The sequence below is a fragment of the Pseudomonas sp. S36 genome (assembly GCF_016647875.1).
In the GTDB taxonomy this organism is placed as follows: domain Bacteria; phylum Pseudomonadota; class Gammaproteobacteria; order Pseudomonadales; family Pseudomonadaceae; genus Aquipseudomonas; species Aquipseudomonas parafulva.
In genome coordinates, this window is the sequence record NZ_JACVVG010000020.1 from 52482 (window position 1) to 75721 (window position 23240).

A 23240-nucleotide genomic window follows, 5' to 3' on the forward strand; every position below is an offset into this window, starting at 1 on the left:
TAACAATGGACAAATAATGCCATCACACGTGCGGGAACGCAATAGGCCCTCAAGCGGCCTCCTTCATTTCGTAAATTGTGGCCGCCACCGGCGAGAGTGAACGCTTGTCGATGTCCTCGCAGACCTCGAAGCAGATCTGTACGAAAGGTTCCCAGTCACGATTCCAAGCGCAAGCCGGAAGGCTCACCCCGTACACCTCGTCGATCCACCGCTTGAACCACTCCGGGCTCTCGAATGGGTCTTGTGCTGAAGACTGCCCGCCTTGGTGCATCCGGCGATACCGGAACATCACACCCTTGGCCACGTACTCGCAGCGCTCGCGCTTGGCCGCGGTCATGCGCCCGACCTTTGCCACCGCCAGCGAGAACACGGACTCCTCGGCGATCTCGCGCTCGTTGTCGCTAGGCTGCGGGGCGTACATGAAGTTGCCGAACGACCGTAGGCTGCCGGGCAGCTTGGCGATCGCCGCCTGCACGCCCCCGGCCAGCGCCTGGTGAACCGCGTGGCTCGCCTTGCGCTGCTTCTGCGTGGTCTGGACCATGGCGCCGAGCATGCCAAGGTTCTCGATGAAGGCGCCTTGGCTATCCCAGGCGGTGTAGTAGCAGTCGTGCCAGGCCTGACGTGCACTGTTCAGTTGCATGACTTCGCCCTCAAATCAGCCTGAGCAAGATCCAATTCAACCTTGCGCAGGAGGAACTCTTCATAGTGTCGCTTCCTGCGGATCGTCCCCGCCCATGCAAGGGCAACAGTGCACGCCAGCAAGAAAACGGTCAGGATGAAAAATGCCCATGCTGGGTTCATGCTGCTGCCTCCATCGGTTCGATACGGACGCGCACAGCGCCGCCCTTGGTGGTTTCACGGCGCACGATGCGCAGGTCGTCGATCTGTTCGTCGTCATGCCAAACCCCGGCATGCGACAAGGCGTCCAGCAGCCCCTTGGCGACGTTGTCGAGGTCGCGCCTGCGCTTATCAGGGGGAAAGCACTCGATCGTCACGCGCAGGCGCCCAGAGAGCTTCTGGATGGCATACGGTATTGACCAACACACGTCAGCTCGATATTTACGGCCCTTTTCACTGATCAGGTGTCTCCCGGCCAGCTTGCCGGTGGTAGGGTGGCGCCAGTAGGTGTTCACGCTCGGCGGGTATGGCAGGTGCAGGATCGTCATGCCGCCCCCTTCACTGTCATAAGCCCGGCGCGGATCAGGGCCTCATGCGTCTCAGCGATCGCCCGAGGCATGTCGGACCAGTCCACTTCGCCCTTCCCGCGACCGTCGAGCACGTCGTGGCAGGCCGAGCAGGCGTAGACCGCCACGGTGTCGAAGCCCTTCATGCCCATGCCCTTCTGGCCACATGGCAGGTGCGCCAGCACGGTCGTTTCTGGGTTGAAGTTGCATGTGCCCGGAATTCGAACGGCACAGTCCTGGCCGCGAGCGCTGTCGCGGACCTTCTTGCTGACTATGCGCATGGCTCGGCCTCCTTGGCTTTCTGCTGTTCGGCGGTAAAGTCGCTCCCGATAGGTCGCAAGTGGCGAGGCTCGCACAGGCCGAAACCGGCGAAGACGCCATCTTCTGTACGGAAGACGACCCCTTCCCCTCTGACTACCCAGCAGTCGACGTCAGAGTGCCGGTAGAGGCTTCCGTTGGGCCCGGCATACAGGTCGCCATCCTTGACCATGCTGCTTAGCTCGACGACTTTGCCAATGTTCTGGGTCAGCGAATTTGCGCCAACGATGAGCGCCAGGTCGCCCGGCTTGAATTGATGGATCATGCCGCCACCTCGCCCACCAAATCACCGAAGAACACACCCCTAGCCGTGAACTCGGCCAGGATGCGGTCGGTGTACGCCACGCCCTGGGCACGGTTGAACAGGCTGGTCACCGGGAACCCATCCGGGCCAAACAGCTTGCACTCGCCCATCATCGCCAGCTTCTCCTCGTATGGCAGGTGGCGCATAACCCGGTACCAGGCCTGCTGGAACTCGGCGTCTTCGTTGAGCAGGATCTGCACGCCGATGTGCAGCTTGCAGTAGCGCCGGGCGTCCGCCGCGTCGCCGATCTGGGTCATCTCCGCGATGCGCTTGTAGAACGCAAACCACAGCGCGTTCTGGTCCAGGGTGCGGTCCCTGCCTGGGCGCAGGCTGACCACCACGAACTTCTTGTCGCGGAACATGCTGGTCAGCTTGCTGATGGCCTCGGAGAGCTTGGTGGTGCTGTTAACGCTGATTCGGTCAGTCATGGCTGGCCTCCCTGAAACATGAGCAGCAGACACAGGACGATGAACGCGATACCCATCACATCGGTCATCACACCACCTCACACTCAGGCCAGATCAACTGCGCCTCACGCAGCGCACCAGCACGGTCCAGGCTCTGCTCCATCAGCACCATCTGGAAGGCCTTGGGGCCTACGATTACGGTCCATACGCGCTTCATGGGGTCACCTTCAGGCCTTGGGCCTCGATGGCGATGCGCAACGCCTGCTGCATGTCGCGCTCCATGCTGGCTGGGTAGTCTTCGAACTTCGGCAGCTCCACCACCACAGCCTCGCGGGAGGCCTGCCAGGCCCACTTCGCAGCCTCATAGATGGCATGCGCATCAGCGTTGGCCGAGGCCGTTAGGCGCCCGAAACCGTACTTGGCCACGAACGCCGCTTCGAACTCGGCGCGCATCTCGTTGGTGTCCATCACGCCTCCTCGCCTTGCAGGCTCTGCAGCAGCGTCTTGAGCTGGCGGTATTTCTCCATCGACTTGGCGCTGGATTCGCGCTCCTGCTCCACGGCCAACGCAACATCCTCGACCCGGCCGGCCAGGCGCTTCAGGTTGCTGGCCATGGTGGCGATTTCACCGGCCAGCTCGCCCAGCATTTCCAGCGGGGTGCCCTGGGCTTTCTGGTCGGCAACTACTTCGAGTTTCGGCTGCTGCTTGGCCATGACTGGCTCCTGAGTCTTCTGCTTGGCGTCTACAGGGGTGCGTTGGAAGTGGTCGCGACCCGATTTCTTGATGAGCCCGGAATCAACCAGGCTGACCAAGCAGCCCGAAACGATCCGGTTATCCGGGGTGCTGCCGGTCAAGTTCCGCATGGCTGTCATGACCTGAACCGAAGTCCACGGCTCGTTCATGGGCACGCACTCGTAAACCTTCCTGGCCACGCCGGTTTGACCCTGCATGAGGATTTCTTTCTTGGCTGGAGTCACACCCCCTCCCCGGCCGGCTGCCCGGCGCGCTTGATGTTCAACTGAGCGACTGCGGCGCGTGTCTGCCGCTTACGCAGATAGGTTTCAACCCGGCGGCGCTGGGCTTCCTTGACGCGCTGGCGGTCTTTCTTCGCCTGTGCGGCCTCGATGATGCAGCGGACCTCAGCGAGCTTTTGCCGCACTTCTGGGCTGGCCTTCGCCCGAACCTGCCCAGTGATTAGCCCGGCAATGGCTAATCCGTCCTCGCTGGGTGGCGCAATCTGCAGGTGAGCCAGATGCTTCGCGCCAGCCTCATGGCTGATCAGCTTCGAGCGCACAGCGGATTCGATCGCAGTGACACGGCGCGCAGCGTCGTAACCCAGGGAGACTTCCCACTTGGCTGGAGTCGCCTCAGCCCTTGCGGCGATAACCAAGCGCTCGTAGGCGCTCATGAAGGCCATGCGTGCGCCTACCTTGTCGCCAGCCTCAAGCACTGGACTGGAAGCTGTCATCGCCTGGCGAATCTCGGCGGTCATCACCACAGTTTCGCTTTCGTCGCTGGCCGACAGGGCGATGGCCCAGGCCTCGTCCTTGCCGGGGTGGCCGTCAGCGGCTTGGGCGTGCTTGAGGATCGCAGCCACCGTCAGCCGGCCACCGTCTCGGCGACAGTTGCGGAGCGCACCGCTCAGAACGGGTTCGCTGTACTCGCGCAGGTCCTCGACCATCAGCAGTGCTGCGCCCTGGGTGAGCTGCTGACCCATGACCTCGGCAGTGGCAAACAGGGACAGCAACAGTTGGTCTTGCTGGTCTTCACTCAGCATGGCTTGCAGCCCTCTTGGCTCGCTGCGCTTGCAACGCCTGCTCGGCGGCGCTGACGTTGGCTTGGGTTTGCTCGATCTGGCGGGCAGTAGTGCCGGTCATCTGGCGATTGGTGACCCACTGGGTGTGGTAGGCCTCGGCGTTCTGGAGCAAGTCGCCCAAGCTGTGCATGCGGTTGACCAGCTTGCTGTCGTTGATCCGGACGAAGTAGGCGGCGACGTGGTGGGCAACATCGGCACCCAGGCGATCGACCAGTTGCCCGATCTGCCCACCGGCTTTGGCGTTCCACACCGGCCATGCGCCGTGGCGGCTGCGGTAGGCCATGGCGTAGTTGGCCCAGGCCTTGAAGGTTTTGCAGGCCGGGTCTTTCGGTCCTGGCATGTCGGCTGGAATTTCGCAGCGCGGCGCGGCAGAGGAAACCAGCGTCAGCGCGGCAGGTTCCGACGGCGCAGCCGGGGCCTCCTGCACACTGTGACTGGTACGCTGATTGGTATCCTGATTACTGGTATCCTGATTTGTCGGAGATTTTTCCGACCCAGGATCGGAGATTTTTCCGACCTTGCTCGGAGATTTTTCCGACCCTGATCGGATTTTTTTCCGAGGTGATGGATCGGATTTTTTTCCGACCTTCTCTTTACTGGTCGGATATTTTTCCGACCCATCCAGCTTTTTGTTCCACTCCTTACCCTTCGCGGTGAGCTGCACCAGCGTGATGTTGTTGGTGCTGGAGAGATTGATCAGGCCGGCCCCTGCTATCGCCTTCAGCAGGCGATAAGCGGTATCGGGCTTGTCGGTGAGCAGCGGCAGTTCCTCGACGATCTTTGCCTTACTCAAGGCGTAGAAATCGCCTTTGTCCGTCTTGACCAACTTGGCCCAGCTTGGGCACTCGTAGACGAACGCGAACAGCAGGGCCTGCTGGGCATTCAGCCCCCAGTCCAGCGCCTTCGCCTGGTTGATCGTGACGGTGAATTGCATGTCAGTCCCACCCCAGCGGGCCTGGCCGCTTCTTCTCAGCCTTCAGCCCGATCCTGGCCATGGTTTCCAATGCGGACAGGTATTCAGCCGTTACGACGACCGCTGTTTGCGGCACAACGCGAAGCCCCAGCATCGCCTGGACCTTGGCCCAGCGCTGGTACTCGCCGTCATTCCAGCGGGAAACCGTCGACTCACTGCAACCCGTTTCCATTGCAATGCGCTTTTGGCTGACCTGTGCAACCCGCTGCAAGATCAGGGTCTCGATCTCCCGGGCGATATCGCCTTCGCTGAGGCTTAATTGGCTCTCAGACATGGTCAGGCCACCATCTCAGCTCTGACCAACGCAGGGCAGAGCTCAACCGCCGAGAAGAGACCTTCAGTCTCAGCTTGGGCCCGCAGAGCCGTAACGGCGCTCATACCATGACGACCGGAAACCCACCCGGAGACTGTTCCCTGCTTGACCCCTAACGATTTAGCGGTCTTGACCTGGCCACCAAAGTGGTCAACAAGGCGATCGTAAATACTCATCGAAAACCCTCCTTATAGGATTTCCTATAAATGTACACATAGGAACACCTATTTGCAAGGTTATCGGACCACCTATATAAGACTCACATGAACTACAGCCAACGACTCAAAGCGGCTCGTAAGCACGCTAAGCTGACCCAGGCAGAGCTATCTAAGGCCGTGGGTATTACCCAGACTTCCATCTCCGACTTGGAGAGGGGAAAGTCAGCGTCGTCCACCTTTGGCGCAAGCATTGCCCGCATCTGTGGAGTAAGCGCGCTATGGCTAGAAACTGGCGAAGGCAGCATGACTGATCAGGGTCAGACCCCCGTCGATGCTCGGTCCACAGATCCTGGGGTGAATGAAACGATCAACATCGAGGGCCTGCCCGCCCCGCTGGCCCAGAAGATCAAAAGCTACCGCAACCTGGTGGACGTGCCCCGCTACGATGTAGAGGGGTCCATGGGCCCGGGCTCGGAGCCGCCTGACATCAACATGGTTGTTGAGCACATGAGCCTGGATGCGAATTGGGTACGGCAGAACCTCACGTATACCAAGCTGGAGAACCTTAAGCTGATCTCGGGCCGGGGCGACAGCATGGCGCCGACGATCCGCAGCGGGGATGCCGTGCTGGTCGATGCCGGGGTAACCACCGTTGAAGACGATGCCATCTACTTCTTCCTCATGCGCGGAAAGCTGCAGATCAAGCGGATACAGCGAGGCCTGGACGGCCTGACGATCATCTCGGACAACGGGCAGTACCCGCCGATTGAGGTGCCTGGTGATCGCGAGGCCGATATCACTGTGCTAGCCCAGATTATCTACTGGTGGACGGGGCGTAGCTTCTGAAGTACCGGATCATGGGCAAGATTGTTGGGCAAGGCCCGATCTCAGGGCCGCGCCTGACACGCTCGGTAGTAATCTATTTAGAGATTTTGGAGAATTTGATTTAGGATGGAATCTGCATGAGCTCCACCAAGGACGAATTGGCAGTCGTGTCGCCCTTGAAAGACCTTTCCCTGGCTATAGATTCTCTGAAGGGCCTGTTGGAAATGATCTACGCTAAGTCTGCGTATTTGGGTCATTTTTGTGTGATTATGCTCATCATCTGCCCTTTATACGCCATCTACACTTGGGGGGTGGTCGGGAAGCCTGAGCGAGCAGCTGATGCCAGGGCCGAACAGGCATGCAAGAAAAAGCTTGCAAAGGGCAAGAAATCAGGAGGTAAGCGCAAATGACCGAATTTGTCGTCGCAAGCCTATTGGCAGCATTGACGGTGGGCTATTGGGCCCTCTGCAGACATCGATCCCTGCCACTCAGGGAAAGGGCTTCTCAACTGGTAGTTGAGTATGTGGAGCGCGATGATGTCTCCGATGCCGATGCTCGCTCGATATTTGGAATTTATTCTGTCTCTACAAAGTTTTGGTTCCTTCCATTAGCGGTGATCGTGGCGGTTCCCCTAATGCCCATTCTTGCTTTAATTGGTAAGCCGGATGACAAGCCTACCCCTGCCGACAAGCGGAAGATCATGGTTAGCTGTCTTCTTTTCCACATCGTACGAAACCCGATCATCTCGGTGATTTGCCTTTCACTTATTTTCGTGTGGACAACCTTTTTTGTGGCTGTTGGGCTGCTCACTCGCCGGATTAGTTCTGTCCCGTCCCTCAACCAGTTTCTTGACATCTTCAGTCTTTTTAGGACCGTCAGAGATAGACATGCCCACTGATGAATGAGCCCGCCTAGGCGGGCTTTTTCATGGCTGTGTGATGGCTCGTGGCCAGAGTGGTAGGATGGTGATTTCTCAGGAAGAGCAAAATGCGCAAGCCCCTTCTAGCTAGTCTGTTCACTTCTCTTCTGTGGTCAACCCTGGTCTCCGCCGAGCCGACCTATATCGAAAAAATGACTGGCCTTCCCGCCATCTGCAGCATTGATGCGATTGAGCAAGAGACCAGGGTTTGGGATGCAGAAAGAAGGTTTGGCGAGGGCAGCAAGCGCTGGTCTAAAGCCTTCCATCAACGCTTAGATGTGGTCAGGGTCTGTGTAGATGACGCCAAAAGTAAAGGAAAAGCCTTGTACAAGGCTGAGGCCGATCGCCTCCCGCAGCTCAAAACAGAGCTGGCCGACATGTACGTCTCGTGGCTCGGTTATCTGGATCACCTGATTGATGATGACCGCGACGCCTACCGACGCCTATACGAGCACTCAGCAAATCAGCTGAAAGCACAGATCGATTCTATGTAGAAAGCACGACACCCAGACGAGCCCGCCTAGCGCGGGCTTTTTTGTGGGCGCTTGAAAAATATAGGAACTCCTATTGACTGGCAAAATAGGATCTCCTATATTTACTTCATCGAGGCGCCACACAGCCCCTCGCCAGGCCCTCAAGCCGACCGCTCTTTAGCGACACACCTTGCCGGATCAACACCGGCCCAGATTCAAAGGCAGCGATGGACAGGCCTCAACAGTCCAGAGGGGTGGCAACTGCCCCGGGCGTGCAGCGTAAAGCGCCGAGAACAGTTATCCAGCGGGAAGAAATGCCGAGAGGCCCGCGGCTGGAGGAACAACGAGATTTGAGCCAGCGACCGACGCCAGTAGCGGGTCGCGGCGAGACAGACGATTCTTCGGTGCGCCTCAAGCGGGGCGCATCAGGGGGAATCCACTGGAGATAGACCATGAAACGAACTGCAGCTTGCGAAGCTTGCAAGGCCAGACACCCGTCGGATGCAGCGGTGGCGGTGGGCCGGTTTGAACAGCTTGTGTCGACCGGCTATCTGGCCAGAGACGTACCTGGCGCTCCGCTTCGAGCAACACGCGAAGCAGCCGTGGCCGATTTCTGCGCGTACCAGTGCCGCTGACCAACACCGATTTCACTGGCTGGCCTTGGCGACAGGGCCAGACGGGAAATCAACCGCCCTGGAGGGCAAGACGATGACACCTGCAGAAGCGCTGGATTACCTGCACAAAAACGCCGACTCGCGAAACATGATCTTCAATCCAGCTCGGCTGAAGACAGCACTGTTCACCCTTGGCATCCATGAGAACTACTTGGATGGCGAGAACGCCGAGTTGGAATGCTTCATCCGTGCGGTTCGGTGCGAGGTGATGCGGGCTCAGAAACTGTTCCCAGGGCGCCGCCTCATGGGTCTGGCTTTCAACGAGGAGGCCGGGGAGCTGAACAAAGCCCTTCTGGATGAGCCTTGGAGGCAGGTCTACAAGGAGGCCGTGCAGGCCGCGACCATGGCTGCCAGAGTCGCGCTGGAAGGTGATGAATCTGTCGATCACTGGCGGGCCAGCAAGGGCCTCGACAACCCAACGCAAACTGAATGACTCCCTGACAGCCGGAAAGACGGCCCGATGCCCTGCTCCCCATCGCAGGCTGCATTGGGGTGTGATCTGAGTACCGTCCCCCCGCGCGAGAGCAATGGGCGGCAAACGTCATACAGATCACACCCCGATGCAGAAACATCGTAAAGCGCATCACCGTGACTCTTATAGCTTGTAAGGCTCACGCAGCCGAACTTTAACGGTATCCCCTTCCCTTCACATATGACCGCATTGGCAGGCGCCAGGCCACCTTTCACGGTGGGTTTGGTCACCCGCGCCTGGCTCCTGACCAATGCGGTCCTACTGAGGCTTTCACGATAAGCAAAGAAGACGGCGGACCGGCTTTCCCGGTCTCGTACGATCACCAAACATTCGAGCCGCGCCATGTCGATGAGGCCAAGCGGCTGATGTCCGGCATGACCCTGCGCGACTACTTCGCGGCTCAAGCGCTGGCGACGTTGCAGGCATACCCGGTTGAAGACGTTCAGCATTACGACGCCTTCGACATCGCAAGCCACGCTTATGCCGTCGCCGACGCCATGCTCGCCGCCCGGGTGAAGCCATGAGCGGCTGGATCAGCGTAGAGGACCAGCTTTCCGCTGAGGATCTTGAGGTGCTTTGCACCGACCTTGATCGAGTGTTCATCGCACAGCAGCACAACTCATTTTTCACTACCGGTGATTACGACCTCGAGTACGTAACCCACTGGATGCCCCTCCCTTCCCCACCCACCGAGTAACCCACCACCTGGAGGCGACCATGGCCGTCACAGTCGAGACCGCTGCCGTCTTCCGTGGCGGCGGTCGTCGCTGGCTCACACTACGGGCTGCCTGCGCTGCTGAGGCGCGGGAAATGCTCAAGAAGAACTGCGCTTGCGATTACTGCGAAGACGACGCTGGTCGCTATGAGCTGCCATGTCGGCTTCACCACCCCGACCGGTACCCACGAATCATGAAGCGCCTGACCAAAGGCCTCATGCGGCGCTATCGAGCATCCCAACCTTAACTGGAGGCGACCATGTCCGAACTTCAAGCAGCACAATGGCAGTACGACAACAAGTTGCCTCCTGAGGTGAGTGAAACGCCGCAGGAGCTTGCAGAGCGCCACTGGATCGAGGAAGGCATCGACCAGCTTATGCGCGGCGCGGACTACATGTTTCAACGCCGTATGCGCCCAAAGCAGGGCGTTACGCAGGAACGCTTTGCCGAAGCCGTGGACGAGTTCGCCATGGGCCAGCTCGGCCTGCAGGGGGCGAGCAAGTCGGTACTGGGCAGGCTGCTTCTGGCTGCCCACTTCAAGATCGTCAGTGAGGCCCGCAGCGCCGCAGACGAGCTGATGGCGGTACCGAACACAGATTCAGTGCTGCGCGAGATTGCGCACACCCTGCTAAAGCCGCTGGTGAAGGACGGGCTGCTGGCCCAGGCCGAGGAGGCAGAGTGAAAAGCCCCCATGTGCTGATAGACCAAGAGCTTGAAGCAATGGCTGACCCCTCCACCCCACCCGAGTGGCAGGCCATGGTTCTCAAGCTTCTAACCGAGATGCTGGCCGACGGCCGCATCACCATCGAAGAGTTCAACCACTACTGCGGGCGCCTCAACAAGATCGTTGATGGGCGCAAGGAGGCTGCGTGACCACGCCAATCGTTAAATCGCTGATCGACGAACAGATCGAGGAAGTGCAGGCCGCCCAAGTGCGCGGCACTTTACGTTTCCCGGTCGGCATGCGCGTCGCTGACCTGCCCTATCCGATCAAGGCCGACTGGCTGAAGCGCCGGCCAATCGCCCGTCCGAGGCCTTGCCCATGACCCGCTACCAGCGCGCCCGCCGCCTGGTCATCTGGCGCGGCTCCTTCTCTGCCCTCTTCGCGTGTACCGCCTTCATGCTGGCCAGCGCACTGGCTGGCCACATCACTTCCTGAATCACGTAGCCGAGCACGGCAGCCCTTCGGGATAACCGTACCCCTTCGGGAGCGTAAGCGGCGAGAGCGCGCAACCATCCACCGCAGCCAGGGCCTGGAGCGTACCCCCGTGCCTGGGTGACCTGGCATTCCCCCTCTCAACTGACGGCGCCGGCTTGGCGCGAGGTGTACCAATGCCCGCACAACAGAAACTGATCAAGATCGAAGAGATCAGCGAGGCGAACGCCCCGGCCATCTATGTGGCCGGCGGCCTGCAGCAATTCATCGACCTGGTGAAGGGCGAGATCGAAGGCGAAGTGCCTGATCTGACCACTCGGAAGGGCCGCGAGCGTATCGCCAGCCTGGCCGCCAAGGTCAGCAAGTCAAAGACCGCTGTCGAGAAGCCAGGCCGCGACTACCTGCGCCGGCTCAAGGAAATGCCGAAGGTGGTCGAGGCTGAGCTGCGCGACTTCGTGACCAAGATGGACACCCTGCGCGACGAGGTACGGCAGCCTCTCACTGATTGGCAGGCTGCGGAGGATGCCCGGGTCGACAAGCACAACGCGATGATTCGCCACATCGAAGACTGCGGACTCGGCCTGATAGGCGGCCAGCCACAGCCGTTTGCGCTTCTCTTCCGCGAGCTAGAAGAGAAGATCATCGTCGACGAGAAGCTCGAGGAGTTCGAGGCCGAAGCTCACCGCGCCAAAGCTACTGCGCTGGCCAAGCTCAAAGCCTCCTTCGATGAGCATCAAAAGCGTGAAGCCGAGAAAGCGGAATTGGAGCGCCTGCGCCGCGAAGCAGAGGAGCGGGCCGAGCAGGACCGTATCCGCCTGGCACAGGAGGCCGCAGTTGAGGCCGAGCGCCAGCGCGTGGCCCAGGAGCAGCAGGCAGCACGAGAAGCCGCCGCCCGCCGCGAGCAGGAGCTGCTTGATCAAGCCGCTGCGCAAGAGCGCGAAGCCGAGAACCAGCGATTGCAGCTCAAGTTGCAGGCCGAGCAGGCCGAACGCGCCCGAGTTCAGGCCGAGGCGGACCGCGTTGCCACTGAGCAACGGATGGAGCAGGAGCGCCAGGCAGCAGCCCGCCGGCAAGAGGAAGCGGCCGAACAGGCACGCCAAGACGAGCGCCGCCGTGCTGATGCCGCTGCTGCCGAGATCGTGCGCCAGCAGGAAGCCCGCGAGCGCGACAAGAACCACCGTGCCAGCATCAACCGCGCCGCCCTGGAAGCGTTCATCGCTGGCGGCATGACCGAGGAATGCGCCAAGCAAGCGGTCACCCTGATCGCTCAGCGCAAGATCCCCAACATCGCCATCACCTACTGAGGCACAGACCATGACCAGCGCAATCATTGTGCCGGAGCAGCGCCGCCAGGCAGTGGCTGCGCCCGGCCCCGTCGACAACAGCATCATGGCGGTCATTAGCCGTGCGGCCGCCGATCCAACCTGTGACATCGAGAAGATGGAGCGCCTTCTGGCCATGCACGAGCGCATGCAGGCCAAGACAGCTGAAGCAGCATTCAACGCAGGCATGGCCCAGATGCAGTGCGAGATCCCGACCGTCTTCGAAGCGGCTGTGAATCTGCACACCGGTAACGCCTATGCAACACTCGACGACATCACCAGGGTGGTCAAGCCGATCATGCAGCGGCACGGCTTCGCTATCACCTTCAAGGTGGAGAATCAGGACAAGTCGATCAGCGTCACCGGCATCCTGATGCACCGCGACGGCCACCGCGAGCAGACAACCATGACCCTGCCGGCCGACATCGGCAAAGGCCGGAACGATGTTCAAGCCGTCGGCTCGTCTACCACCTACGGCAAGCGCTACGTGATGTGCGCCTTGCTGAACATCACAACGGGTGACGTCAGGGACGACGACGCGCAATCGTCGGATGGCTCAGACACGGCAGAAATGCGTGCCCAGGCGGTGAACGACATCCTTGCCCAGGTCGAAGCTGCCGCCACGCCAGACGAGCTCAAGGATGTGTGGCAGGCATCCGTGAAGGTCATGCAGGCCAGCGGCGACAAAGCCGGATATGACGCGGTGAAGATTGCCGTGACCAAGCGGAAAACAGTACTGGAGGCCACCCCATGATCATCGTCAATTGCACCCAGGGCTCGCCAGAGTGGTTGCAGGCCCGCGCCGGCGTAATCACCGCTAGCATGTTCAGTACCGCCCGCTCCAAGGTGAACGGGCTCACTTCGCAGCAACGCACCTACGTCGACGCCATCTTGGACGGCCGCAGCGAGGCCAAGGCGCGCGAACTGGCCGGCTATAAGGCCGCGCCAAAGGCCGAGGTTGTGCAGCGGGCCCTAGATGGTGAGAAGGTCGGCGAACCGTCCAATGCCGCCCTCACCTACGCATTCGAGCTGGCGGTCGAGCGTATTGGTGGAGCTCCGCTCGATGGCGGGTTCGAGACCTGGCAGATGCGCCGCGGCCACGAGCTGGAGCCCGAAGCCCGGATGGAGCATGAAATCCAGACCGGCCTGATCGTCACGCAGGTCGGTCTGGTCAAAACCGACGACGGCTCATTTGGTGCCAGCGCAGACGGGTTCATCGGCGAGGACGGAGGCAGCGAGTACAAGTGCTTCCTGGCTCCTGACAAGCTACGCGCCTTCCACATCGACAACGATGCCAGCGACGTCATCGACCAGGTGCAGGGCTGCATGTGGATCACCGGCCGCAAGTGGTGGCACATCGGGATGTACTGCCCTCTGCTCAAACCGGTCGGCCGCCAGCTCTGGTGGCGTGAGTTCAAGCGCGATGACGACTACATCGAACAGCTTGAGCAGGACCTTTGGGAATTCAAACTGTTGGTCGACGGCTTCGAGAAACAGCTGAGGAGCAAAGCCGCATGAGGGGCATCAACAAAGTCATCCTGGTCGGCACCTGCGGCCAGGACCCCGAGGTCCGCTACATGCCGAACGGCAACGCGGTCACCAACCTGAGCCTGGCCACCAGCGAGGCCTGGACAGACAGGCAGACCGGCCAGAAGGTCGAGAAAACCGAATGGCACCGGGTGGTGCTGTTCGGCAAGGTTGCCGAGATCGCCGGCGAGTATCTGCGCAAAGGCTCGCAGTGCTACATCGAAGGGAAGCTCAAGACCCGCGAATGGGAGAAGGACGGCATCAAGCGGTACAGCACCGAGGTCCATGTCGACATAAACGGCACCCTGCAGCTGCTGGGCGGCCGGCCTGACAGCCAGGGCGGCGAGCAGCAACAGCGGCAACAGCAGCAACAGCAGCGTCAGCCCCAAGGGCGTCAGCAGTATCAGCGGCAGGCGCCTCGCCAAAGCCAGCAGGCCGCGCCGCCTGACAACTTCGACGACGACATCCCCTTTGCCCCACTCCACCATCTGGTAGGTGCATAGCCATTAGCGAACGCGGCGAGCACCCCAGCGTTTACTACGATGGCCGGGACTGCCGCCGCAACGGTGGCAGCAAGATGGCTAACCCATTTGCCCCTCACACGTTCCACGGCTCCTGGTTCCTGGCCGGCTGGAACGATATGGATTTAGAGATTGAACAGAAAAACCCGAGGCGCGCTGCTAAGAACAAGGCGGCGTGAGCATTTCAACCTACCGCCCAGCGGATTGAAGGAGTTGCCGTATGGCGATGACGCCGCAAGAGCGCGACGAGAAGCGCAAGAAGAAAGAGGCCAAGGCCGGTGTTGAAGAACTGCGCATGAAGACGCGCGCCGGCACTCGCCAGGCGCTTGAGGACATCAAGTCCTGGGCCAGCGTCGAGGAAAACGGCGAGGCAATGACCCTGCTGATCCACCGCATCCATGAATTAGGGCCTGAAGCGGCCCGGCACTTCCTCAGTGCGCCGCGCCACGAAATAGTCATATCCGATTTTGTGGCGCGGCGGCTCGATCAGTTCCGTATCGGGCGCGAACTACGGGCGCCTGACCTGATGCTGGGTGATGATCCTGATGACAGCGAGACTGGCTTGCTAATGGTCTGTCGGCAGTAGGTTTACTGTCCCGGTTTCTCAGTGAATTTTCCGTCCTTCAGCAAAAGATCAATCTGCACTTTGGCCATCTGCTGGCCGCGTTCAACAGCTTCTTCAAAACTTGAGAAATCAGCCGTCTCCCGGGTCGACAAAACGACGCTGTCAGGGTGCTGTACGCTGACTCTCAAACCCCTCGGCACCGGATTTCCAGGTTGCCCCCAGACGAAATCAATCTTGGCTGAAACTCCGCGATACTCGTAATCCACAGGCCATGGTCGATCGACAATCAGCGACATAGAAGCTCCTTTTCGCCGGCCCCATGCCGGTCACCCGTAATACCCCATCCCTAACCAAATTGCCACCATGCCGCATCCGGCCACGGAGGGCGGCGCATGCATGGAGAAAGCCATGAGCTATTTCTACAAGACCGAATCGCTAAAGGTTCTGGCCGCCGTGCGCGCCTGGGACGACAAGAAAGCCGCCTGGGATGCTCAGCGCAAGAAGCTGGGCGAAGCCTTTGGCGCCGACGCCTCTCCGATGTACAGCGGCTCCCGCAACTACGTCGGCGGCATCAAGCTCAGCGCCAGCCGCGACTTGGACGTGCACTGGTGCCGCCCTGATGAATACGGCTACCGCTCGCTGCGCCGGGCGGCCAAGCACGCCAAGGGCACTGACAAAGAGGTTCGTGCGGCCGAGAAGGCTGAGCACCAGCGTCTGGAAGAACTCTGGAAAGCACATTGCCCGGACGCTATCGACCGGGACGAAATGTGGGAAGCAATCGGCGTCGAGCGCGGCGGCATCTGGCTCAGTGGCGGGGTGTGCTTCAGCTACGGCGATACCGTGTACCTGAACCTGGGCAGCAAGGCGGCTGACGGCGATGTCGACGGACTGGTTGAGATCGTCGGCAGCGAGTACGAGGCGGCTCGCCAGCGCGTGCTCAACCAGCGCAAAGCGGCCTGATCAAGGAGCGAGCAATGTGCCAGTTCTACCTTCAGGACAGCCGCAGCAACACGGGTGACGGCCTTATGTTCTGGGCCCTTGGCGGCGGCTACACCACCAACCTCGACAAGGCCGAGCTGTTTACCCAGGAGCAGGCCTGTAGCCATCGGGAAACAGATATTCCATGGCCGAAGGACTACGTCGACTCTCGCGCACATCTTGGCGTCGATCATCAGTACATCAGCCTGGACGAAGCACGCGACCAGCTTTCCCCGGGATGCACTGTCGTTTTGCAGATCCCTGGCCACTGGAACGGAAACGACATTGCCTTGGCCAGGTGGCCAATAGGCCACACCTTCCGATTCGACAAAGCACACCACCTCACGCTTGAGGCTGCCGAGTCCATCGGCAACACCCCAGAGGAGGCCGTGATCTGGCCAGTGGCTTACCTCGAAGCAAAGGCCCGGCGACTGGTGCACAAGCGAGACGTTGATATCAAAGAGGCCCTGGCGGGCACCGGCATTGTGCTGACCAAGGCAAAGCGGCGGGCGCCGGGAAGCATCCAGAACTGTGGCGGCTGCGGTCGATTTGTACCTTCGCCATCTTATGAAGACTGCCGCCACTGCGATCACGACAACCGCCCGTAACACCCTGCGCTGCCCGCCAGTGCCTTCTCCTATTCAACGATAACGCCTCCCCGGCGATGGAGGCATCCCTTAGAAGCTATTATCTTATCGCTGGGCTCGTATTAGCTCCCAACTGCGCACCAGGCATTCAATCCAAGCTTTCCGACCACTTTAAGCAACAGAGCCACAGCAGGCACTACCAGGCCAACGGCAATCCCTAGGGTCGATGCTACCGCTGCACTAATAGCCGCGATAACGTAACTGGCAGCTGGCTTCGCAATTTTCAACAAATCATCGCGTTCTTCCTTGTAGCGCTCATCCCCACAAACGTACGCGCGAAACTCCGCTCGAAAACGCTGGTAGAATGCGTCCTCACCAGAGTCTGGAACGCCACCAAACTTACGCAGATCCAACGGACCAGTTGATGACAGCCAAATGCGAGCTGCAGTTTCCTCATCATTAGCAACAAGCAGCTCAGCCACAAGGCTCCGCTGATACAATTTAAGGGAGCCAAGTATTTCATCATCGGAGAAGTCAAACACTGACGAACCCATCAAATCATCTCCCTTATATATTCCGCCGAGACAATATGACTTGTCTGATTCAACTCTGCCGGATTTATGCCCATCAGCATCACAGTCCCGCCTCCTTGCGGAGTATAGGTACCCGACAGCAGCCCAACGATTTTATTCAGCCTTCTGCTAAACACCATAGACCCTGACTGACCTGGTCGTGTCTGCGAGTTTATCACTGCGTGCTTAATCTTAACCGAACTGGAATCCAATAGGACTTTCGCACCAACAGCGGCAGATTGATGGGTGAGAACCCTTCTGCCATCTACGCAATGCGGAAACCCAACAATCTCAAGAACTTCTCCGACGCTCACTTCATCTAACGAACCAAGCCCTGAAACGCCTTGGACTTCCGCATCGACCTTCAACAATACAACATCAGCAAATGGATTTATGTCTACCACTTCAGCACTCACAGGAATGCATGACTTATCACTAACATCTTGATACTGATTAAATGAATTAATATTTGGAGCTATTATTACAATCCCATGAGCATCATTTCCCACAACATGCCGAGAAGTAACCAACAAACCCTCCACCCCTACAAAAAAACCTGTACCTAGCAAAGTTACTGCGCCCGGCGAAATCCTGCCAACCAGAACTACGCGCTGAGTAAAGTGATCCATCTTATCTCCTTGTTAGTACTTTCAACCACCCCAAGGCTAGCTGACAAACCTCGCCCCGAGCAATTAGCCATTATTAGAACACGCTTTCGCCCCGGGGCAGCAGCGCTTATCCATAACTTTAACGTCGACATAGAGGTTAAGGCATGACCACCACTGATCTGCGCGACCATTTCATCCGCCTCAACCCGCTCGGCCTAGACGAGAAAGATCTGCGCAAGGGGAGCACCGGCTTTGAAGACCCGCGCACCCACAGCGACTACCTGCTGTTCCTAGCCCGCTTCCGTGAATCCCATCCAGAGCCACTGCAAAATGCCGAGCCGATAGCGTGTATGGTTGGTACTGCCTTCTGGTGGACCAAAGAAGAGGCAGAGAGGGATGCGGCGGAGACTGGGCTGCCGATTGTTGGGCTGGGCCCGATGGCAGGAATCGCGCCTGCCGAGCAGCACCAGGGCGAGCCGGTAGCATACCGCTGGGAGCAACTGGGCGGCAAAGGCTACATGTATGGCGACGAGCTTCCCGTAGGCGTCTTCACCCCATGGCAGGAGCTATACGTAGCGACAGATGCTGGGGAGGTTGAGCGGCTGAGATCCATTGAAAGTTCATATGAACTGCGCGAAGAGCTATTGACGCAGGTGAAGCGTGAGCGTGACCGAATGATCGCTCGTACCATGGAGCTGGCCGATCAGCTGGCCGAGCGGGATGCGCTGCTGCGCAAGATTCAGGGCTACCACTGGGCCAACGTTAACCCTGAAGAGCGAGCCAGAACACGCGCCGAACTGCGCGACATGCTATCCGCCAGCACAGAGCCGAGCGCGCCGGTCATGCAGATCCCCGAAGGCTACTGCGTCATGCCCCGGCGCCTCACGGCTGAGAACGGCGCCAAGTCTTTGCTTCTCGGCGAGTTCAAGCTGAAGACCACTCACGAGTGCCCCGAGTGCGCAGAGCTTGAGGAGCCAACCGAAGGCTGCGAAATCTGCGATGGCGCGGGTGAGTATGAGCAGCCTCACACGATCCCGTGGGATCAGATCAAATTGATCTACAGCGAGGCTGTGAAAGGCCTGGCGCTCAAGCAGTAACCCCACCCGATGTAACCCCTCTCCCCTCTATTCACTCAGAGAGGCTGGAGGTTCTTCCCCGCTACCCAGCCCGTGGCGCGCTCCAGCGCCCATGCCATGGCAGCAGTCATCGTCTGACCTTTGCAATCTGGGTAGTTTTCTTCAAGAAGCATCAGCCCCTTCTGGCCATAAATACCAAAGAAGAGCTGGGTGACGTTCTGTTTGGAGGTGCGCACCTGGATGTTGATCAGGGTGCCGCAGGAAAGGCGCTCATCGTAGTTGCGAAAGTGCAACTCCGGGTTGGCCCAATCCCAGTAAACCGTACCGCGATTACGCATGGCTGGGCCTAGTAGTGATGAAGTGTCACTACAGGCTACAGCAAGCCCGGCCAATAGCTATCTATTTCCCAATCACTGAATCAATTCACTGCCGCGATATGGCGGCCAAGGACTACCCGTGCCTGAAGAAACGTTGATTGACCTCGAAAGCCTTGAGCAGAAAGCCCGCGCTGCCAGTCCCGGCCCATGGGTGGTTCACGCAGACGGCATGGAATTCGGCAGCTCAGATCGCTCCACAAACCCTGGAATCGACACCGCAGATGGCCAGGTAGTCTGCTGGTGGGGAACCGGCCTCTGCGGCATCCCGCAGAAGCCAGATGCCGAATTCATCGCCAGCGCCAACCCTGAAACTGTGCTGGCAATGGTTGAAGAGATCCGCAGCCTGCGCCGCGCCCTCGGCGGCATGCTTTTCGCCTTTGACGACGGCGTAGGTGAGGACTGGTCGCAGAGCGTGCTCGACTTTGCCCGTCAGGTCACCCCGGCAGTCGAGCTCAAACCATGACCCGCCTCGCCCTCTGCCTCCTGCTGCTGGCCACCGGCGCCAGCGCCGACCCACGCGAAACCCGGCCACTGCCTTACAGCGCAGATGTCTTCCACGACGACCAACGTGGAGTGACCTGCTGGAAGCTCTCGAATGGACTGAGCTGCATCCCCGACAGCCAGCTGCAGGCCGGCAACGAGCGCCAGCTCTCCCCGCACGAAACCCAACCCGAACCTACACCCGCACTGGCGCCTGGGCGCTGGATTGATGAGAGGTATGAGCTGTGACAGATCCTTCAGCACTTGGGCGAGACATGTGGATCATACTCCGCCCCACTTTTGACGATGTTGCGCGAGCCAACGGATTCTCCGGTCCGCTGGAAAAGGCCCAGCTCTGGGCAGGCTTCATGTCGGCGGCAAACGGGGCGATGTACCAACAGGTCGGACGCGAGCAGGCCAAAATTATTAACGACGGGATCGAGGCCGCGATTGTCGATCTTGCAAGAAGCAAACTGCAGGTGGTCAAGCCATGACCGACCTTATCGAAGTGAGGGTATCCAACCTAGTCGGCGCGGCGCTGGACTGGGCGGTGGCCATGGCTGAAGGCTTTACGCAAGACAGCCAGGATGACACCTGCATCATTAGCCTCCAGGGTGAGCCGATCAGTTGCACCGTTCGCGGTGCCGCCTTGGGCTATGGCTACCGGCCCTCTACCAGCTGGCTTCAGGGTGGCCCGTCGTTCGACAAGCATCACGCAAGCGCCCACTACCAGGCCCACCTGGCGGATGCTCAGTTTAGCTACAGTGCTGGCCCAGCAGGCAGCGGCTTCTGGTGCTACGGCCCAACAGCCCTGGTCGCCTTCTGTCGCAGCCTGGTCAAGGCAAAGCTTGGCGATACCGTCCAGGTACCGAAGGTTCTGCTGATCGACATTGAGAAGGAGGCAACATGGGCTACATCAACCCGCTCCTGAAACTGCCAGCGGGCCGGGCCCTGTTGAAGCTACCGGCCGAGGACAGGGCGCGGATTGAAGCAGTGCTTCGCGAACTGCGCGCCCAGGCTGACGCCGAGGCAGAAAACTCTTGGCTTCGCCGCAAGGGGCCGATGGCCGCCTACTGGCGCGCCGTCTCGACCTACGCCCGGCATCTGGCGCACGCGCTCTCTCGCAACGCCCAATCGTAACTCCCCCCTACAACACAAGCCCGCCGACATGCGCGGGCATGGAGAGCTATTGCCATGACGAAAGAAGAACTGGCCGGCCTGCCGGCGAAGGTGCGTATTGCCACGGAAGCTGGCAAGGCCGCAGCAGCCGCCTGCACTGATGATGGCGGGAGCGCGAACCTTGACCGGGTGGTGATCCCGGTGCCCGGCCTACGACCCAATCAACTGCCAGGCCTCCCGGGCTATCTGCAGAAAAAGAGCCGCTACCACCAGCAAGGCATCCATCTGGATACGCCGTGGCCAGGCCAGGGCAATCAGCACAGTGCCGGCGTGCAAGCCATGCATCAATCCCTGAAAGACCAGGGCGTCAATTGCTACGTCTACTACCAGGTAGATTGACCACCAACCTGCCGCCACCGGCGGCGTGGAGACCAACATGGCAAACGCCAGCGCGGCAACGGCCGCACGCATTCAGCCGCGCATCATCCGCGCCGGCGATGCCCCACAGTACCTCGGCATGTGCCGATCCGAATTCAACAAGACCGTCAGGCCGTATGTGAGCGAGTTCCCCATCGGGGAGCGTGGCATTGGCTTTGACCGGGAAGAACTGGACGCCTGGGTGAACGACTACATCCAGGCCATGGCAATTGCGAAAGAAGGCGCTCAGGGACGACAATCACCCGGCAGCGAGCGCCCATCAGGAGATAAGGGATGGCGCGAAGGACAATCACAGGCCTTTCCCAAAGGAACGGCATCTGGCACATCGACAAGAGGATCAACGGCGAAAGACTTTACGAAAGCACTGGAACTTGTGACCGGGCGGAAGCTGAAAAGTACCTGATCCACCGCCTGGAGCAGATACGCCAGCGCAAGGTCTATGGCGTTCGGCAAGTGCGCACCTTTCGGGAAGCGGCAACCCGGTACCTGCTCGAGCACAAGGATCAGCCATCCATCAAGCTGACCGCCCTGTGTCTGCAGCAGCTCGATCCTTACCTGGGCGACCTGCCGCTTACGCACATAGACGATCAGGCGCTGGCCCCGTTCATTCGGGACCGGCAGACGGACGAAGATTTGCCGACAGGGAAAGTGAGGAAGGCAGTGAGCAACCGGACGGTGAACATCGCTATCGAGCGGGTGATTCGCATTCTGTCGCTGGCTTGCCGGAAGTGGCGGGATGAAGAGCGCAGGCCTTGGCTGGACAGCATTCCGCTGCTGGCCAAGCTGGAGGAGAAGAGAGCCAGTCGTAAGCCCTACCCGATGTCCTGGGATGAGCAGTCGATCCTTTTCGGAGAGTTGCCGGACCACCTGCAGCGAATGGCCCTGTTCAAGGTGAACACGGGTTGTCGCGAGCAGGAGGTCTGCAAACTGAGGTGGGATTGGGAGATTTCGGTACCTGAGCTGGGCACCAGTGTATTCCTGATACCTGCCGACTTCGGCGGCCGGCACGAGAACTCCGGTGTAAAGAATCGAGACGAGCGTCTGGTAGTACTGAACAGCGTGGCAAAGTCGATCATCGACGGGCAGCGCGGGATCAGCAGGGAATGGGTATTTCCCTACAACGGCACTGGAATGCACAGGATGAACGACTCGGCCTGGAAGAAAGCGAGGGTGCGCGCGGCAAAGCTCTGGCAGGAGCAACACTTGCGGCCGGCGCACCCTGGGTTCGCTTCTATCAGGGTTCACGACTTGAAGCACACTTTCGGCAGGCGCCTGAAAGCAGCAGGTGTGACAGAGGAAGATCGGAAGTCGCTACTTGGTCACAAGAACGGAAGTGTGACCAGCCACTATTCTGGCGCGGAGCTGGGACAGTTGATAGAGGCGGCAAATAAAGTTTCAGCGACGGACTCGCGTGGGCCGGTGCTGACGATTTTGAAGAGGAGGCAGGCGTAAGAACCTGAGAAGTCACGCAAAGGTCACGCACATGAAAAAGGCCACTCCTTTCGGAAATGGCCTAAGTCATTGAATATAATGGTCGGGACGGAGTGATTCGAACACTCGACCCCTTGCACCCCATGCAAGTGCGCTACCGGGCTGCGCTACGCCCCGACTGGGCTTTGAAGCATGTTCCCCTTACCGCTGAGAACGATGAAGAAGATACCCTAACCTTTTGATTAATGGAAGCTTTTTTTCAAAAAATTCCATCAATGATCAACCGAGGTCACTTCTTCAACACCACCAACACATCCTCCAACTCAACAATCATCTGCCGAATCAGCTGCTTGTACTGGCTTGACTCATCCTTCACCTCATCACTGGAAAGCCGCAACCGCGCCCCGCCAATGGTGAAGCCCTGGTCGTACAGCAGGGCCCGGATCTGGCGGATCATCAGCACGTCTTGGCGCTGATAATACCGCCGGTTGCCCCGCCGCTTCACAGGGTTGAGTTGGTCGAACTCCTGCTCCCAATACCGCAGCACGTGCGGTTTAACGGCGCAAAGCTCGCTCACTTCACCAATCGTGAAGTACCGTTTGCCCGGAATGGGGGGCAGTTCGTCGTTATGGCTTGGTTCCAGCATAGGCCTCAACCCGGGCCTTTAACTTCTGCCCTGGACGAAAGGTGACGACGCGCCGTGCGGTGATCGGGATTTCTTCCCCGGTTTTGGGGTTGCGGCCCGGCCGCTGGCGTTTGTCGCGAAGGTCGAAGTTACCGAAACCCGATAGCTTCACCTGCTCGTTCTCTTCAAGTGCGTGCCGAATTTCTTCGAAAAACAGCTCGACCAGCTCCTTGGCCTCACGCTTGTTAAGCCCCAGCTCCTCGTACAGCCTTTCGGCCATCTCAGCTTTCGTCAGAGCACCCATGC

At 59.6% G+C, this 23240-nt stretch carries 45 protein-coding genes, 1 tRNA gene and 1 pseudogene; 27 read left to right on the plus strand and 20 right to left on the minus strand.

Translation table 11 applies throughout. The features are described 5' to 3' along the window. Positions 1 to 49: 49 nt before the first annotated feature. The 13 genes from IAE36_RS13400 to IAE36_RS13455 all read right to left on the minus strand — a co-directional run bounded on the left by IAE36_RS13400 (position 50) and on the right by IAE36_RS13455 (position 5491). Positions 50 to 640 (minus strand): hypothetical protein, encoded by a 591-nt coding sequence (locus IAE36_RS13400; protein WP_201212883.1) that lies wholly within the window; start codon positions 638 to 640, stop codon positions 50 to 52. Then, positions 631 to 801, minus strand: a complete 171-nt coding sequence (locus IAE36_RS13405) for a hypothetical protein (RefSeq protein WP_201212884.1) — start codon at positions 799 to 801, stop codon at positions 631 to 633. The genes IAE36_RS13400 and IAE36_RS13405 overlap by 10 nt, the downstream gene beginning before the upstream one ends. Beyond that, positions 798 to 1166, minus strand: a complete 369-nt coding sequence (locus IAE36_RS13410; protein WP_201212885.1) for a RusA family crossover junction endodeoxyribonuclease — start codon at positions 1164 to 1166, stop codon at positions 798 to 800. Before IAE36_RS13410 ends, IAE36_RS13405 begins: the two co-directional genes overlap by 4 nt. Next, positions 1163 to 1465: a nuclease domain-containing protein gene (locus tag IAE36_RS13415; RefSeq protein ID WP_201212886.1), complete on the minus strand. Its 303-nt coding sequence runs from the start codon at positions 1463 to 1465 to the stop codon at positions 1163 to 1165. Before IAE36_RS13415 ends, IAE36_RS13410 begins: the two co-directional genes overlap by 4 nt. Then, entirely contained in the window at positions 1456 to 1767 is a 312-nt protein-coding gene (locus IAE36_RS13420; RefSeq protein WP_201212887.1) for a hypothetical protein, read from the minus strand. Before IAE36_RS13420 ends, IAE36_RS13415 begins: the two co-directional genes overlap by 10 nt. Further along, positions 1764 to 2234, minus strand: coding sequence for a hypothetical protein (locus tag IAE36_RS13425; RefSeq protein WP_201212888.1), 471 nt, complete (start codon positions 2232 to 2234; stop codon positions 1764 to 1766). The genes IAE36_RS13420 and IAE36_RS13425 overlap by 4 nt, the downstream gene beginning before the upstream one ends. 67 nt (positions 2235 to 2301) lie before the next feature. Next, entirely contained in the window at positions 2302 to 2430 is a 129-nt protein-coding gene (locus IAE36_RS23845; protein ID WP_268933118.1) for a hypothetical protein, read from the minus strand. Beyond that, complete coding sequence (locus IAE36_RS13430; RefSeq protein ID WP_201212890.1) at positions 2427 to 2681, minus strand: hypothetical protein; 255 nt, start codon at positions 2679 to 2681, stop codon at positions 2427 to 2429. The genes IAE36_RS23845 and IAE36_RS13430 overlap by 4 nt, the downstream gene beginning before the upstream one ends. Then, positions 2681 to 3163: a hypothetical protein gene (locus IAE36_RS13435; protein ID WP_201212892.1), complete on the minus strand. Its 483-nt coding sequence runs from the start codon at positions 3161 to 3163 to the stop codon at positions 2681 to 2683. The genes IAE36_RS13430 and IAE36_RS13435 overlap by 1 nt, the downstream gene beginning before the upstream one ends. 23 nt (positions 3164 to 3186) lie before the next feature. Further along, positions 3187 to 3990 carry a hypothetical protein gene (locus tag IAE36_RS13440; RefSeq protein ID WP_201212893.1) on the minus strand — a complete coding sequence of 268 codons (804 nt, stop codon included), beginning with the start codon at positions 3988 to 3990 and terminating at the stop codon, positions 3187 to 3189. Beyond that, a complete protein-coding gene (locus IAE36_RS13445) occupies positions 3980 to 4963 on the minus strand; it encodes a phage replication protein (RefSeq protein ID WP_201212895.1) in 984 nt (327 codons plus the stop codon). The genes IAE36_RS13440 and IAE36_RS13445 overlap by 11 nt, the downstream gene beginning before the upstream one ends. A 1-nt stretch (position 4964) precedes the next feature. After that, a complete protein-coding gene (locus IAE36_RS13450) occupies positions 4965 to 5276 on the minus strand; it encodes a CII family transcriptional regulator (RefSeq protein ID WP_201212897.1) in 312 nt (103 codons plus the stop codon). A 2-nt stretch (positions 5277 to 5278) separates the two neighbouring features. After that, positions 5279 to 5491 (minus strand): YdaS family helix-turn-helix protein, encoded by a 213-nt coding sequence (locus IAE36_RS13455; RefSeq protein ID WP_201212899.1) that lies wholly within the window; start codon positions 5489 to 5491, stop codon positions 5279 to 5281. A gap of 87 nt (positions 5492 to 5578) precedes the next feature. On the opposite strand from IAE36_RS13455, the pseudogene IAE36_RS24090 reads away from it, so the two are divergent. The 16 genes and pseudogenes from IAE36_RS24090 to IAE36_RS13530 form a co-directional block, all read left to right on the plus strand. After that, positions 5579 to 5761: pseudogene (locus IAE36_RS24090) on the plus strand (helix-turn-helix transcriptional regulator); the annotation flags it as partial. A gap of 15 nt (positions 5762 to 5776) precedes the next feature. Continuing rightward, a complete protein-coding gene (locus tag IAE36_RS13460; RefSeq protein ID WP_236408881.1) occupies positions 5777 to 6319 on the plus strand; it encodes a S24 family peptidase in 543 nt (180 codons plus the stop codon). A gap of 116 nt (positions 6320 to 6435) precedes the next feature. Next, positions 6436 to 6708 (plus strand): hypothetical protein, encoded by a 273-nt coding sequence (locus IAE36_RS13465; protein WP_201212903.1) that lies wholly within the window; start codon positions 6436 to 6438, stop codon positions 6706 to 6708. Further along, positions 6705 to 7196 (plus strand): hypothetical protein, encoded by a 492-nt coding sequence (locus tag IAE36_RS13470; protein ID WP_201212905.1) that lies wholly within the window; start codon positions 6705 to 6707, stop codon positions 7194 to 7196. The genes IAE36_RS13465 and IAE36_RS13470 overlap by 4 nt, the downstream gene beginning before the upstream one ends. 89 nt (positions 7197 to 7285) lie before the next feature. After that, positions 7286 to 7711, plus strand: coding sequence for a hypothetical protein (locus tag IAE36_RS13475; protein WP_201212907.1), 426 nt, complete (start codon positions 7286 to 7288; stop codon positions 7709 to 7711). Positions 7712 to 8398: 687 nt separating this feature from the next. Beyond that, positions 8399 to 8797, plus strand: a complete 399-nt coding sequence (locus tag IAE36_RS13480) for a hypothetical protein (protein ID WP_201212909.1) — start codon at positions 8399 to 8401, stop codon at positions 8795 to 8797. Between the two features lie 404 nt (positions 8798 to 9201). Next, positions 9202 to 9360, plus strand: a complete 159-nt coding sequence (locus tag IAE36_RS23685; RefSeq protein WP_236408883.1) for a hypothetical protein — start codon at positions 9202 to 9204, stop codon at positions 9358 to 9360. Continuing rightward, positions 9357 to 9533 carry a DUF551 domain-containing protein gene (locus IAE36_RS13490; protein ID WP_201212910.1) on the plus strand — a complete coding sequence of 59 codons (177 nt, stop codon included), beginning with the start codon at positions 9357 to 9359 and terminating at the stop codon, positions 9531 to 9533. The genes IAE36_RS23685 and IAE36_RS13490 overlap by 4 nt, the downstream gene beginning before the upstream one ends. Before the next feature lie 278 nt (positions 9534 to 9811). Further along, a complete protein-coding gene (locus IAE36_RS13495; RefSeq protein WP_201212911.1) occupies positions 9812 to 10234 on the plus strand; it encodes a hypothetical protein in 423 nt (140 codons plus the stop codon). Continuing rightward, positions 10231 to 10425, plus strand: a complete 195-nt coding sequence (locus IAE36_RS13500) for a hypothetical protein (RefSeq protein WP_201212912.1) — start codon at positions 10231 to 10233, stop codon at positions 10423 to 10425. Before IAE36_RS13495 ends, IAE36_RS13500 begins: the two co-directional genes overlap by 4 nt. Next, positions 10422 to 10598 carry a hypothetical protein gene (locus IAE36_RS13505; protein WP_013972386.1) on the plus strand — a complete coding sequence of 59 codons (177 nt, stop codon included), beginning with the start codon at positions 10422 to 10424 and terminating at the stop codon, positions 10596 to 10598. The genes IAE36_RS13500 and IAE36_RS13505 overlap by 4 nt, the downstream gene beginning before the upstream one ends. A gap of 286 nt (positions 10599 to 10884) precedes the next feature. Then, positions 10885 to 12012: a hypothetical protein gene (locus IAE36_RS13510; RefSeq protein ID WP_201212913.1), complete on the plus strand. Its 1128-nt coding sequence runs from the start codon at positions 10885 to 10887 to the stop codon at positions 12010 to 12012. Between the two features lie 10 nt (positions 12013 to 12022). Beyond that, positions 12023 to 12784, plus strand: a complete 762-nt coding sequence (locus IAE36_RS13515; RefSeq protein WP_201212914.1) for an ERF family protein — start codon at positions 12023 to 12025, stop codon at positions 12782 to 12784. Next, on the plus strand, positions 12781 to 13548 hold the full coding sequence (locus IAE36_RS13520; RefSeq protein ID WP_201212915.1) for a lambda exonuclease family protein: 768 nt from the start codon (positions 12781 to 12783) through the stop codon (positions 13546 to 13548). The genes IAE36_RS13515 and IAE36_RS13520 overlap by 4 nt, the downstream gene beginning before the upstream one ends. Then, positions 13545 to 14060 carry a single-stranded DNA-binding protein gene (locus tag IAE36_RS13525; RefSeq protein WP_201212916.1) on the plus strand — a complete coding sequence of 172 codons (516 nt, stop codon included), beginning with the start codon at positions 13545 to 13547 and terminating at the stop codon, positions 14058 to 14060. The genes IAE36_RS13520 and IAE36_RS13525 overlap by 4 nt, the downstream gene beginning before the upstream one ends. Positions 14061 to 14298: 238 nt before the next feature. Next, positions 14299 to 14664: a hypothetical protein gene (locus IAE36_RS13530; RefSeq protein ID WP_201212917.1), complete on the plus strand. Its 366-nt coding sequence runs from the start codon at positions 14299 to 14301 to the stop codon at positions 14662 to 14664. Positions 14665 to 14666: 2 nt separating this feature from the next. Here the strand turns inward: IAE36_RS13530 and IAE36_RS13535 are convergent, their stop codons facing one another. Beyond that, entirely contained in the window at positions 14667 to 14939 is a 273-nt protein-coding gene (locus IAE36_RS13535) for a hypothetical protein (RefSeq protein WP_201212919.1), read from the minus strand. 112 nt (positions 14940 to 15051) lie between these two features. Here IAE36_RS13535 and IAE36_RS13540 point away from each other — a divergent pair, with 112 nt between their 5' ends. Together IAE36_RS13540 and IAE36_RS13545 are read left to right on the plus strand one after the other, a co-directional pair. Next, positions 15052 to 15603 carry a hypothetical protein gene (locus tag IAE36_RS13540; protein WP_236408885.1) on the plus strand — a complete coding sequence of 184 codons (552 nt, stop codon included), beginning with the start codon at positions 15052 to 15054 and terminating at the stop codon, positions 15601 to 15603. A gap of 14 nt (positions 15604 to 15617) precedes the next feature. Then, positions 15618 to 16229 carry a hypothetical protein gene (locus IAE36_RS13545; RefSeq protein ID WP_201212923.1) on the plus strand — a complete coding sequence of 204 codons (612 nt, stop codon included), beginning with the start codon at positions 15618 to 15620 and terminating at the stop codon, positions 16227 to 16229. Between the two features lie 101 nt (positions 16230 to 16330). On the opposite strand, the gene IAE36_RS13550 is transcribed toward IAE36_RS13545, so the two are convergent. Together IAE36_RS13550 and IAE36_RS13555 are read right to left on the minus strand one after the other, a co-directional pair. Then, complete coding sequence (locus IAE36_RS13550) at positions 16331 to 16762, minus strand: hypothetical protein (RefSeq protein WP_201212925.1); 432 nt, start codon at positions 16760 to 16762, stop codon at positions 16331 to 16333. After that, complete coding sequence (locus IAE36_RS13555; protein ID WP_201212927.1) at positions 16762 to 17409, minus strand: S1 family peptidase; 648 nt, start codon at positions 17407 to 17409, stop codon at positions 16762 to 16764. The genes IAE36_RS13550 and IAE36_RS13555 overlap by 1 nt, the downstream gene beginning before the upstream one ends. Before the next feature lie 143 nt (positions 17410 to 17552). Here IAE36_RS13555 and IAE36_RS13560 point away from each other — a divergent pair, with 143 nt between their 5' ends. Beyond that, entirely contained in the window at positions 17553 to 18485 is a 933-nt protein-coding gene (locus IAE36_RS13560; RefSeq protein WP_201212955.1) for a hypothetical protein, read from the plus strand. Positions 18486 to 18520: 35 nt separating this feature from the next. Here the strand turns inward: IAE36_RS13560 and IAE36_RS13565 are convergent, their stop codons facing one another. Continuing rightward, positions 18521 to 18802, minus strand: a complete 282-nt coding sequence (locus IAE36_RS13565; protein ID WP_201212929.1) for a hypothetical protein — start codon at positions 18800 to 18802, stop codon at positions 18521 to 18523. A 118-nt stretch (positions 18803 to 18920) separates the two neighbouring features. On the opposite strand from IAE36_RS13565, the gene IAE36_RS13570 reads away from it, so the two are divergent. From IAE36_RS13570 to IAE36_RS13600, 8 genes are read left to right on the plus strand one after another with little or no spacing between them, the layout of a single operon-like run. Further along, complete coding sequence (locus tag IAE36_RS13570; RefSeq protein ID WP_201212930.1) at positions 18921 to 19304, plus strand: hypothetical protein; 384 nt, start codon at positions 18921 to 18923, stop codon at positions 19302 to 19304. After that, positions 19301 to 19570 (plus strand): hypothetical protein, encoded by a 270-nt coding sequence (locus IAE36_RS13575; RefSeq protein ID WP_201212932.1) that lies wholly within the window; start codon positions 19301 to 19303, stop codon positions 19568 to 19570. Before IAE36_RS13570 ends, IAE36_RS13575 begins: the two co-directional genes overlap by 4 nt. Positions 19571 to 19596: 26 nt before the next feature. Next, the gene (locus tag IAE36_RS13580; protein ID WP_201212934.1) at positions 19597 to 19815 is read left to right on the plus strand and encodes a hypothetical protein; all 219 of its coding nucleotides are present in this window, start codon (positions 19597 to 19599) and stop codon (positions 19813 to 19815) included. After that, positions 19812 to 20252, plus strand: a complete 441-nt coding sequence (locus tag IAE36_RS13585; RefSeq protein ID WP_201212936.1) for a phage protein NinX family protein — start codon at positions 19812 to 19814, stop codon at positions 20250 to 20252. The genes IAE36_RS13580 and IAE36_RS13585 overlap by 4 nt, the downstream gene beginning before the upstream one ends. Next, positions 20228 to 20461 (plus strand): hypothetical protein, encoded by a 234-nt coding sequence (locus IAE36_RS13590; RefSeq protein ID WP_069016652.1) that lies wholly within the window; start codon positions 20228 to 20230, stop codon positions 20459 to 20461. The genes IAE36_RS13585 and IAE36_RS13590 overlap by 25 nt, the downstream gene beginning before the upstream one ends. Before the next feature lie 54 nt (positions 20462 to 20515). Beyond that, positions 20516 to 20839 carry a hypothetical protein gene (locus IAE36_RS13595; protein ID WP_201212938.1) on the plus strand — a complete coding sequence of 108 codons (324 nt, stop codon included), beginning with the start codon at positions 20516 to 20518 and terminating at the stop codon, positions 20837 to 20839. A 37-nt stretch (positions 20840 to 20876) separates the two neighbouring features. Continuing rightward, positions 20877 to 21281 carry a helix-turn-helix transcriptional regulator gene (locus IAE36_RS23915; RefSeq protein WP_328822864.1) on the plus strand — a complete coding sequence of 135 codons (405 nt, stop codon included), beginning with the start codon at positions 20877 to 20879 and terminating at the stop codon, positions 21279 to 21281. Beyond that, positions 21167 to 22330, plus strand: a complete 1164-nt coding sequence (locus IAE36_RS13600) for a tyrosine-type recombinase/integrase (RefSeq protein ID WP_328822865.1) — start codon at positions 21167 to 21169, stop codon at positions 22328 to 22330. Before IAE36_RS23915 ends, IAE36_RS13600 begins: the two co-directional genes overlap by 115 nt. A 79-nt stretch (positions 22331 to 22409) precedes the next feature. On the opposite strand, the gene IAE36_RS13605 is transcribed toward IAE36_RS13600, so the two are convergent. From IAE36_RS13605 to ihfA, 3 genes are all read right to left on the minus strand, one after another. After that, a tRNA-Pro gene (locus IAE36_RS13605) sits at positions 22410 to 22486 on the minus strand. Between the two features lie 112 nt (positions 22487 to 22598). Beyond that, on the minus strand, positions 22599 to 22955 hold the full coding sequence (locus IAE36_RS13610; protein ID WP_014591553.1) for a MerR family transcriptional regulator: 357 nt from the start codon (positions 22953 to 22955) through the stop codon (positions 22599 to 22601). Next, positions 22936 to 23238 (minus strand): integration host factor subunit alpha, encoded by a 303-nt coding sequence (ihfA, locus tag IAE36_RS13615; protein ID WP_003250679.1) that lies wholly within the window; start codon positions 23236 to 23238, stop codon positions 22936 to 22938. Before ihfA ends, IAE36_RS13610 begins: the two co-directional genes overlap by 20 nt. Positions 23239 to 23240: the final 2 nt, after the last annotated feature.

Coding starts and splice junctions, on each gene's coding strand:
- IAE36_RS13400 (WP_201212883.1), bottom strand. CDS start 640: ATGCAACTGAACAGTGCACGTCAGGCCTGGCACGACTGCTACTACACC.
- IAE36_RS13405 (WP_201212884.1), bottom strand. CDS start 801: ATGAACCCAGCATGGGCATTTTTCATCCTGACCGTTTTCTTGCTGGCG.
- IAE36_RS13410 (WP_201212885.1), bottom strand. CDS start 1,166: ATGACGATCCTGCACCTGCCATACCCGCCGAGCGTGAACACCTACTGG.
- IAE36_RS13415 (WP_201212886.1), bottom strand. CDS start 1,465: ATGCGCATAGTCAGCAAGAAGGTCCGCGACAGCGCTCGCGGCCAGGAC.
- IAE36_RS13420 (WP_201212887.1), bottom strand. CDS start 1,767: ATGATCCATCAATTCAAGCCGGGCGACCTGGCGCTCATCGTTGGCGCA.
- IAE36_RS13425 (WP_201212888.1), bottom strand. CDS start 2,234: ATGACTGACCGAATCAGCGTTAACAGCACCACCAAGCTCTCCGAGGCC.
- IAE36_RS23845 (WP_268933118.1), bottom strand. CDS start 2,430: ATGAAGCGCGTATGGACCGTAATCGTAGGCCCCAAGGCCTTCCAGATG.
- IAE36_RS13430 (WP_201212890.1), bottom strand. CDS start 2,681: ATGGACACCAACGAGATGCGCGCCGAGTTCGAAGCGGCGTTCGTGGCC.
- IAE36_RS13435 (WP_201212892.1), bottom strand. CDS start 3,163: ATGCAGGGTCAAACCGGCGTGGCCAGGAAGGTTTACGAGTGCGTGCCC.
- IAE36_RS13440 (WP_201212893.1), bottom strand. CDS start 3,990: ATGCTGAGTGAAGACCAGCAAGACCAACTGTTGCTGTCCCTGTTTGCC.
- IAE36_RS13445 (WP_201212895.1), bottom strand. CDS start 4,963: ATGCAATTCACCGTCACGATCAACCAGGCGAAGGCGCTGGACTGGGGG.
- IAE36_RS13450 (WP_201212897.1), bottom strand. CDS start 5,276: ATGTCTGAGAGCCAATTAAGCCTCAGCGAAGGCGATATCGCCCGGGAG.
- IAE36_RS13455 (WP_201212899.1), bottom strand. CDS start 5,491: ATGAGTATTTACGATCGCCTTGTTGACCACTTTGGTGGCCAGGTCAAG.
- IAE36_RS13460 (WP_236408881.1), top strand. CDS start 5,777: ATGACTGATCAGGGTCAGACCCCCGTCGATGCTCGGTCCACAGATCCT.
- IAE36_RS13465 (WP_201212903.1), top strand. CDS start 6,436: ATGAGCTCCACCAAGGACGAATTGGCAGTCGTGTCGCCCTTGAAAGAC.
- IAE36_RS13470 (WP_201212905.1), top strand. CDS start 6,705: ATGACCGAATTTGTCGTCGCAAGCCTATTGGCAGCATTGACGGTGGGC.
- IAE36_RS13475 (WP_201212907.1), top strand. CDS start 7,286: ATGCGCAAGCCCCTTCTAGCTAGTCTGTTCACTTCTCTTCTGTGGTCA.
- IAE36_RS13480 (WP_201212909.1), top strand. CDS start 8,399: ATGACACCTGCAGAAGCGCTGGATTACCTGCACAAAAACGCCGACTCG.
- IAE36_RS23685 (WP_236408883.1), top strand. CDS start 9,202: ATGTCCGGCATGACCCTGCGCGACTACTTCGCGGCTCAAGCGCTGGCG.
- IAE36_RS13490 (WP_201212910.1), top strand. CDS start 9,357: ATGAGCGGCTGGATCAGCGTAGAGGACCAGCTTTCCGCTGAGGATCTT.
- IAE36_RS13495 (WP_201212911.1), top strand. CDS start 9,812: ATGTCCGAACTTCAAGCAGCACAATGGCAGTACGACAACAAGTTGCCT.
- IAE36_RS13510 (WP_201212913.1), top strand. CDS start 10,885: ATGCCCGCACAACAGAAACTGATCAAGATCGAAGAGATCAGCGAGGCG.
- IAE36_RS13515 (WP_201212914.1), top strand. CDS start 12,023: ATGACCAGCGCAATCATTGTGCCGGAGCAGCGCCGCCAGGCAGTGGCT.
- IAE36_RS13520 (WP_201212915.1), top strand. CDS start 12,781: ATGATCATCGTCAATTGCACCCAGGGCTCGCCAGAGTGGTTGCAGGCC.
- IAE36_RS13525 (WP_201212916.1), top strand. CDS start 13,545: ATGAGGGGCATCAACAAAGTCATCCTGGTCGGCACCTGCGGCCAGGAC.
- IAE36_RS13530 (WP_201212917.1), top strand. CDS start 14,299: ATGGCGATGACGCCGCAAGAGCGCGACGAGAAGCGCAAGAAGAAAGAG.
- IAE36_RS13535 (WP_201212919.1), bottom strand. CDS start 14,939: ATGTCGCTGATTGTCGATCGACCATGGCCTGTGGATTACGAGTATCGC.
- IAE36_RS13540 (WP_236408885.1), top strand. CDS start 15,052: ATGAGCTATTTCTACAAGACCGAATCGCTAAAGGTTCTGGCCGCCGTG.
- IAE36_RS13545 (WP_201212923.1), top strand. CDS start 15,618: ATGTGCCAGTTCTACCTTCAGGACAGCCGCAGCAACACGGGTGACGGC.
- IAE36_RS13550 (WP_201212925.1), bottom strand. CDS start 16,762: ATGGGTTCGTCAGTGTTTGACTTCTCCGATGATGAAATACTTGGCTCC.
- IAE36_RS13555 (WP_201212927.1), bottom strand. CDS start 17,409: ATGGATCACTTTACTCAGCGCGTAGTTCTGGTTGGCAGGATTTCGCCG.
- IAE36_RS13560 (WP_201212955.1), top strand. CDS start 17,553: ATGACCACCACTGATCTGCGCGACCATTTCATCCGCCTCAACCCGCTC.
- IAE36_RS13565 (WP_201212929.1), bottom strand. CDS start 18,802: ATGCGTAATCGCGGTACGGTTTACTGGGATTGGGCCAACCCGGAGTTG.
- IAE36_RS13575 (WP_201212932.1), top strand. CDS start 19,301: ATGACCCGCCTCGCCCTCTGCCTCCTGCTGCTGGCCACCGGCGCCAGC.
- IAE36_RS13580 (WP_201212934.1), top strand. CDS start 19,597: ATGTGGATCATACTCCGCCCCACTTTTGACGATGTTGCGCGAGCCAAC.
- IAE36_RS13585 (WP_201212936.1), top strand. CDS start 19,812: ATGACCGACCTTATCGAAGTGAGGGTATCCAACCTAGTCGGCGCGGCG.
- IAE36_RS13590 (WP_069016652.1), top strand. CDS start 20,228: ATGGGCTACATCAACCCGCTCCTGAAACTGCCAGCGGGCCGGGCCCTG.
- IAE36_RS13595 (WP_201212938.1), top strand. CDS start 20,516: ATGACGAAAGAAGAACTGGCCGGCCTGCCGGCGAAGGTGCGTATTGCC.
- IAE36_RS23915 (WP_328822864.1), top strand. CDS start 20,877: ATGGCAAACGCCAGCGCGGCAACGGCCGCACGCATTCAGCCGCGCATC.
- IAE36_RS13610 (WP_014591553.1), bottom strand. CDS start 22,955: ATGCTGGAACCAAGCCATAACGACGAACTGCCCCCCATTCCGGGCAAA.
- ihfA (WP_003250679.1), bottom strand. CDS start 23,238: ATGGGTGCTCTGACGAAAGCTGAGATGGCCGAAAGGCTGTACGAGGAG.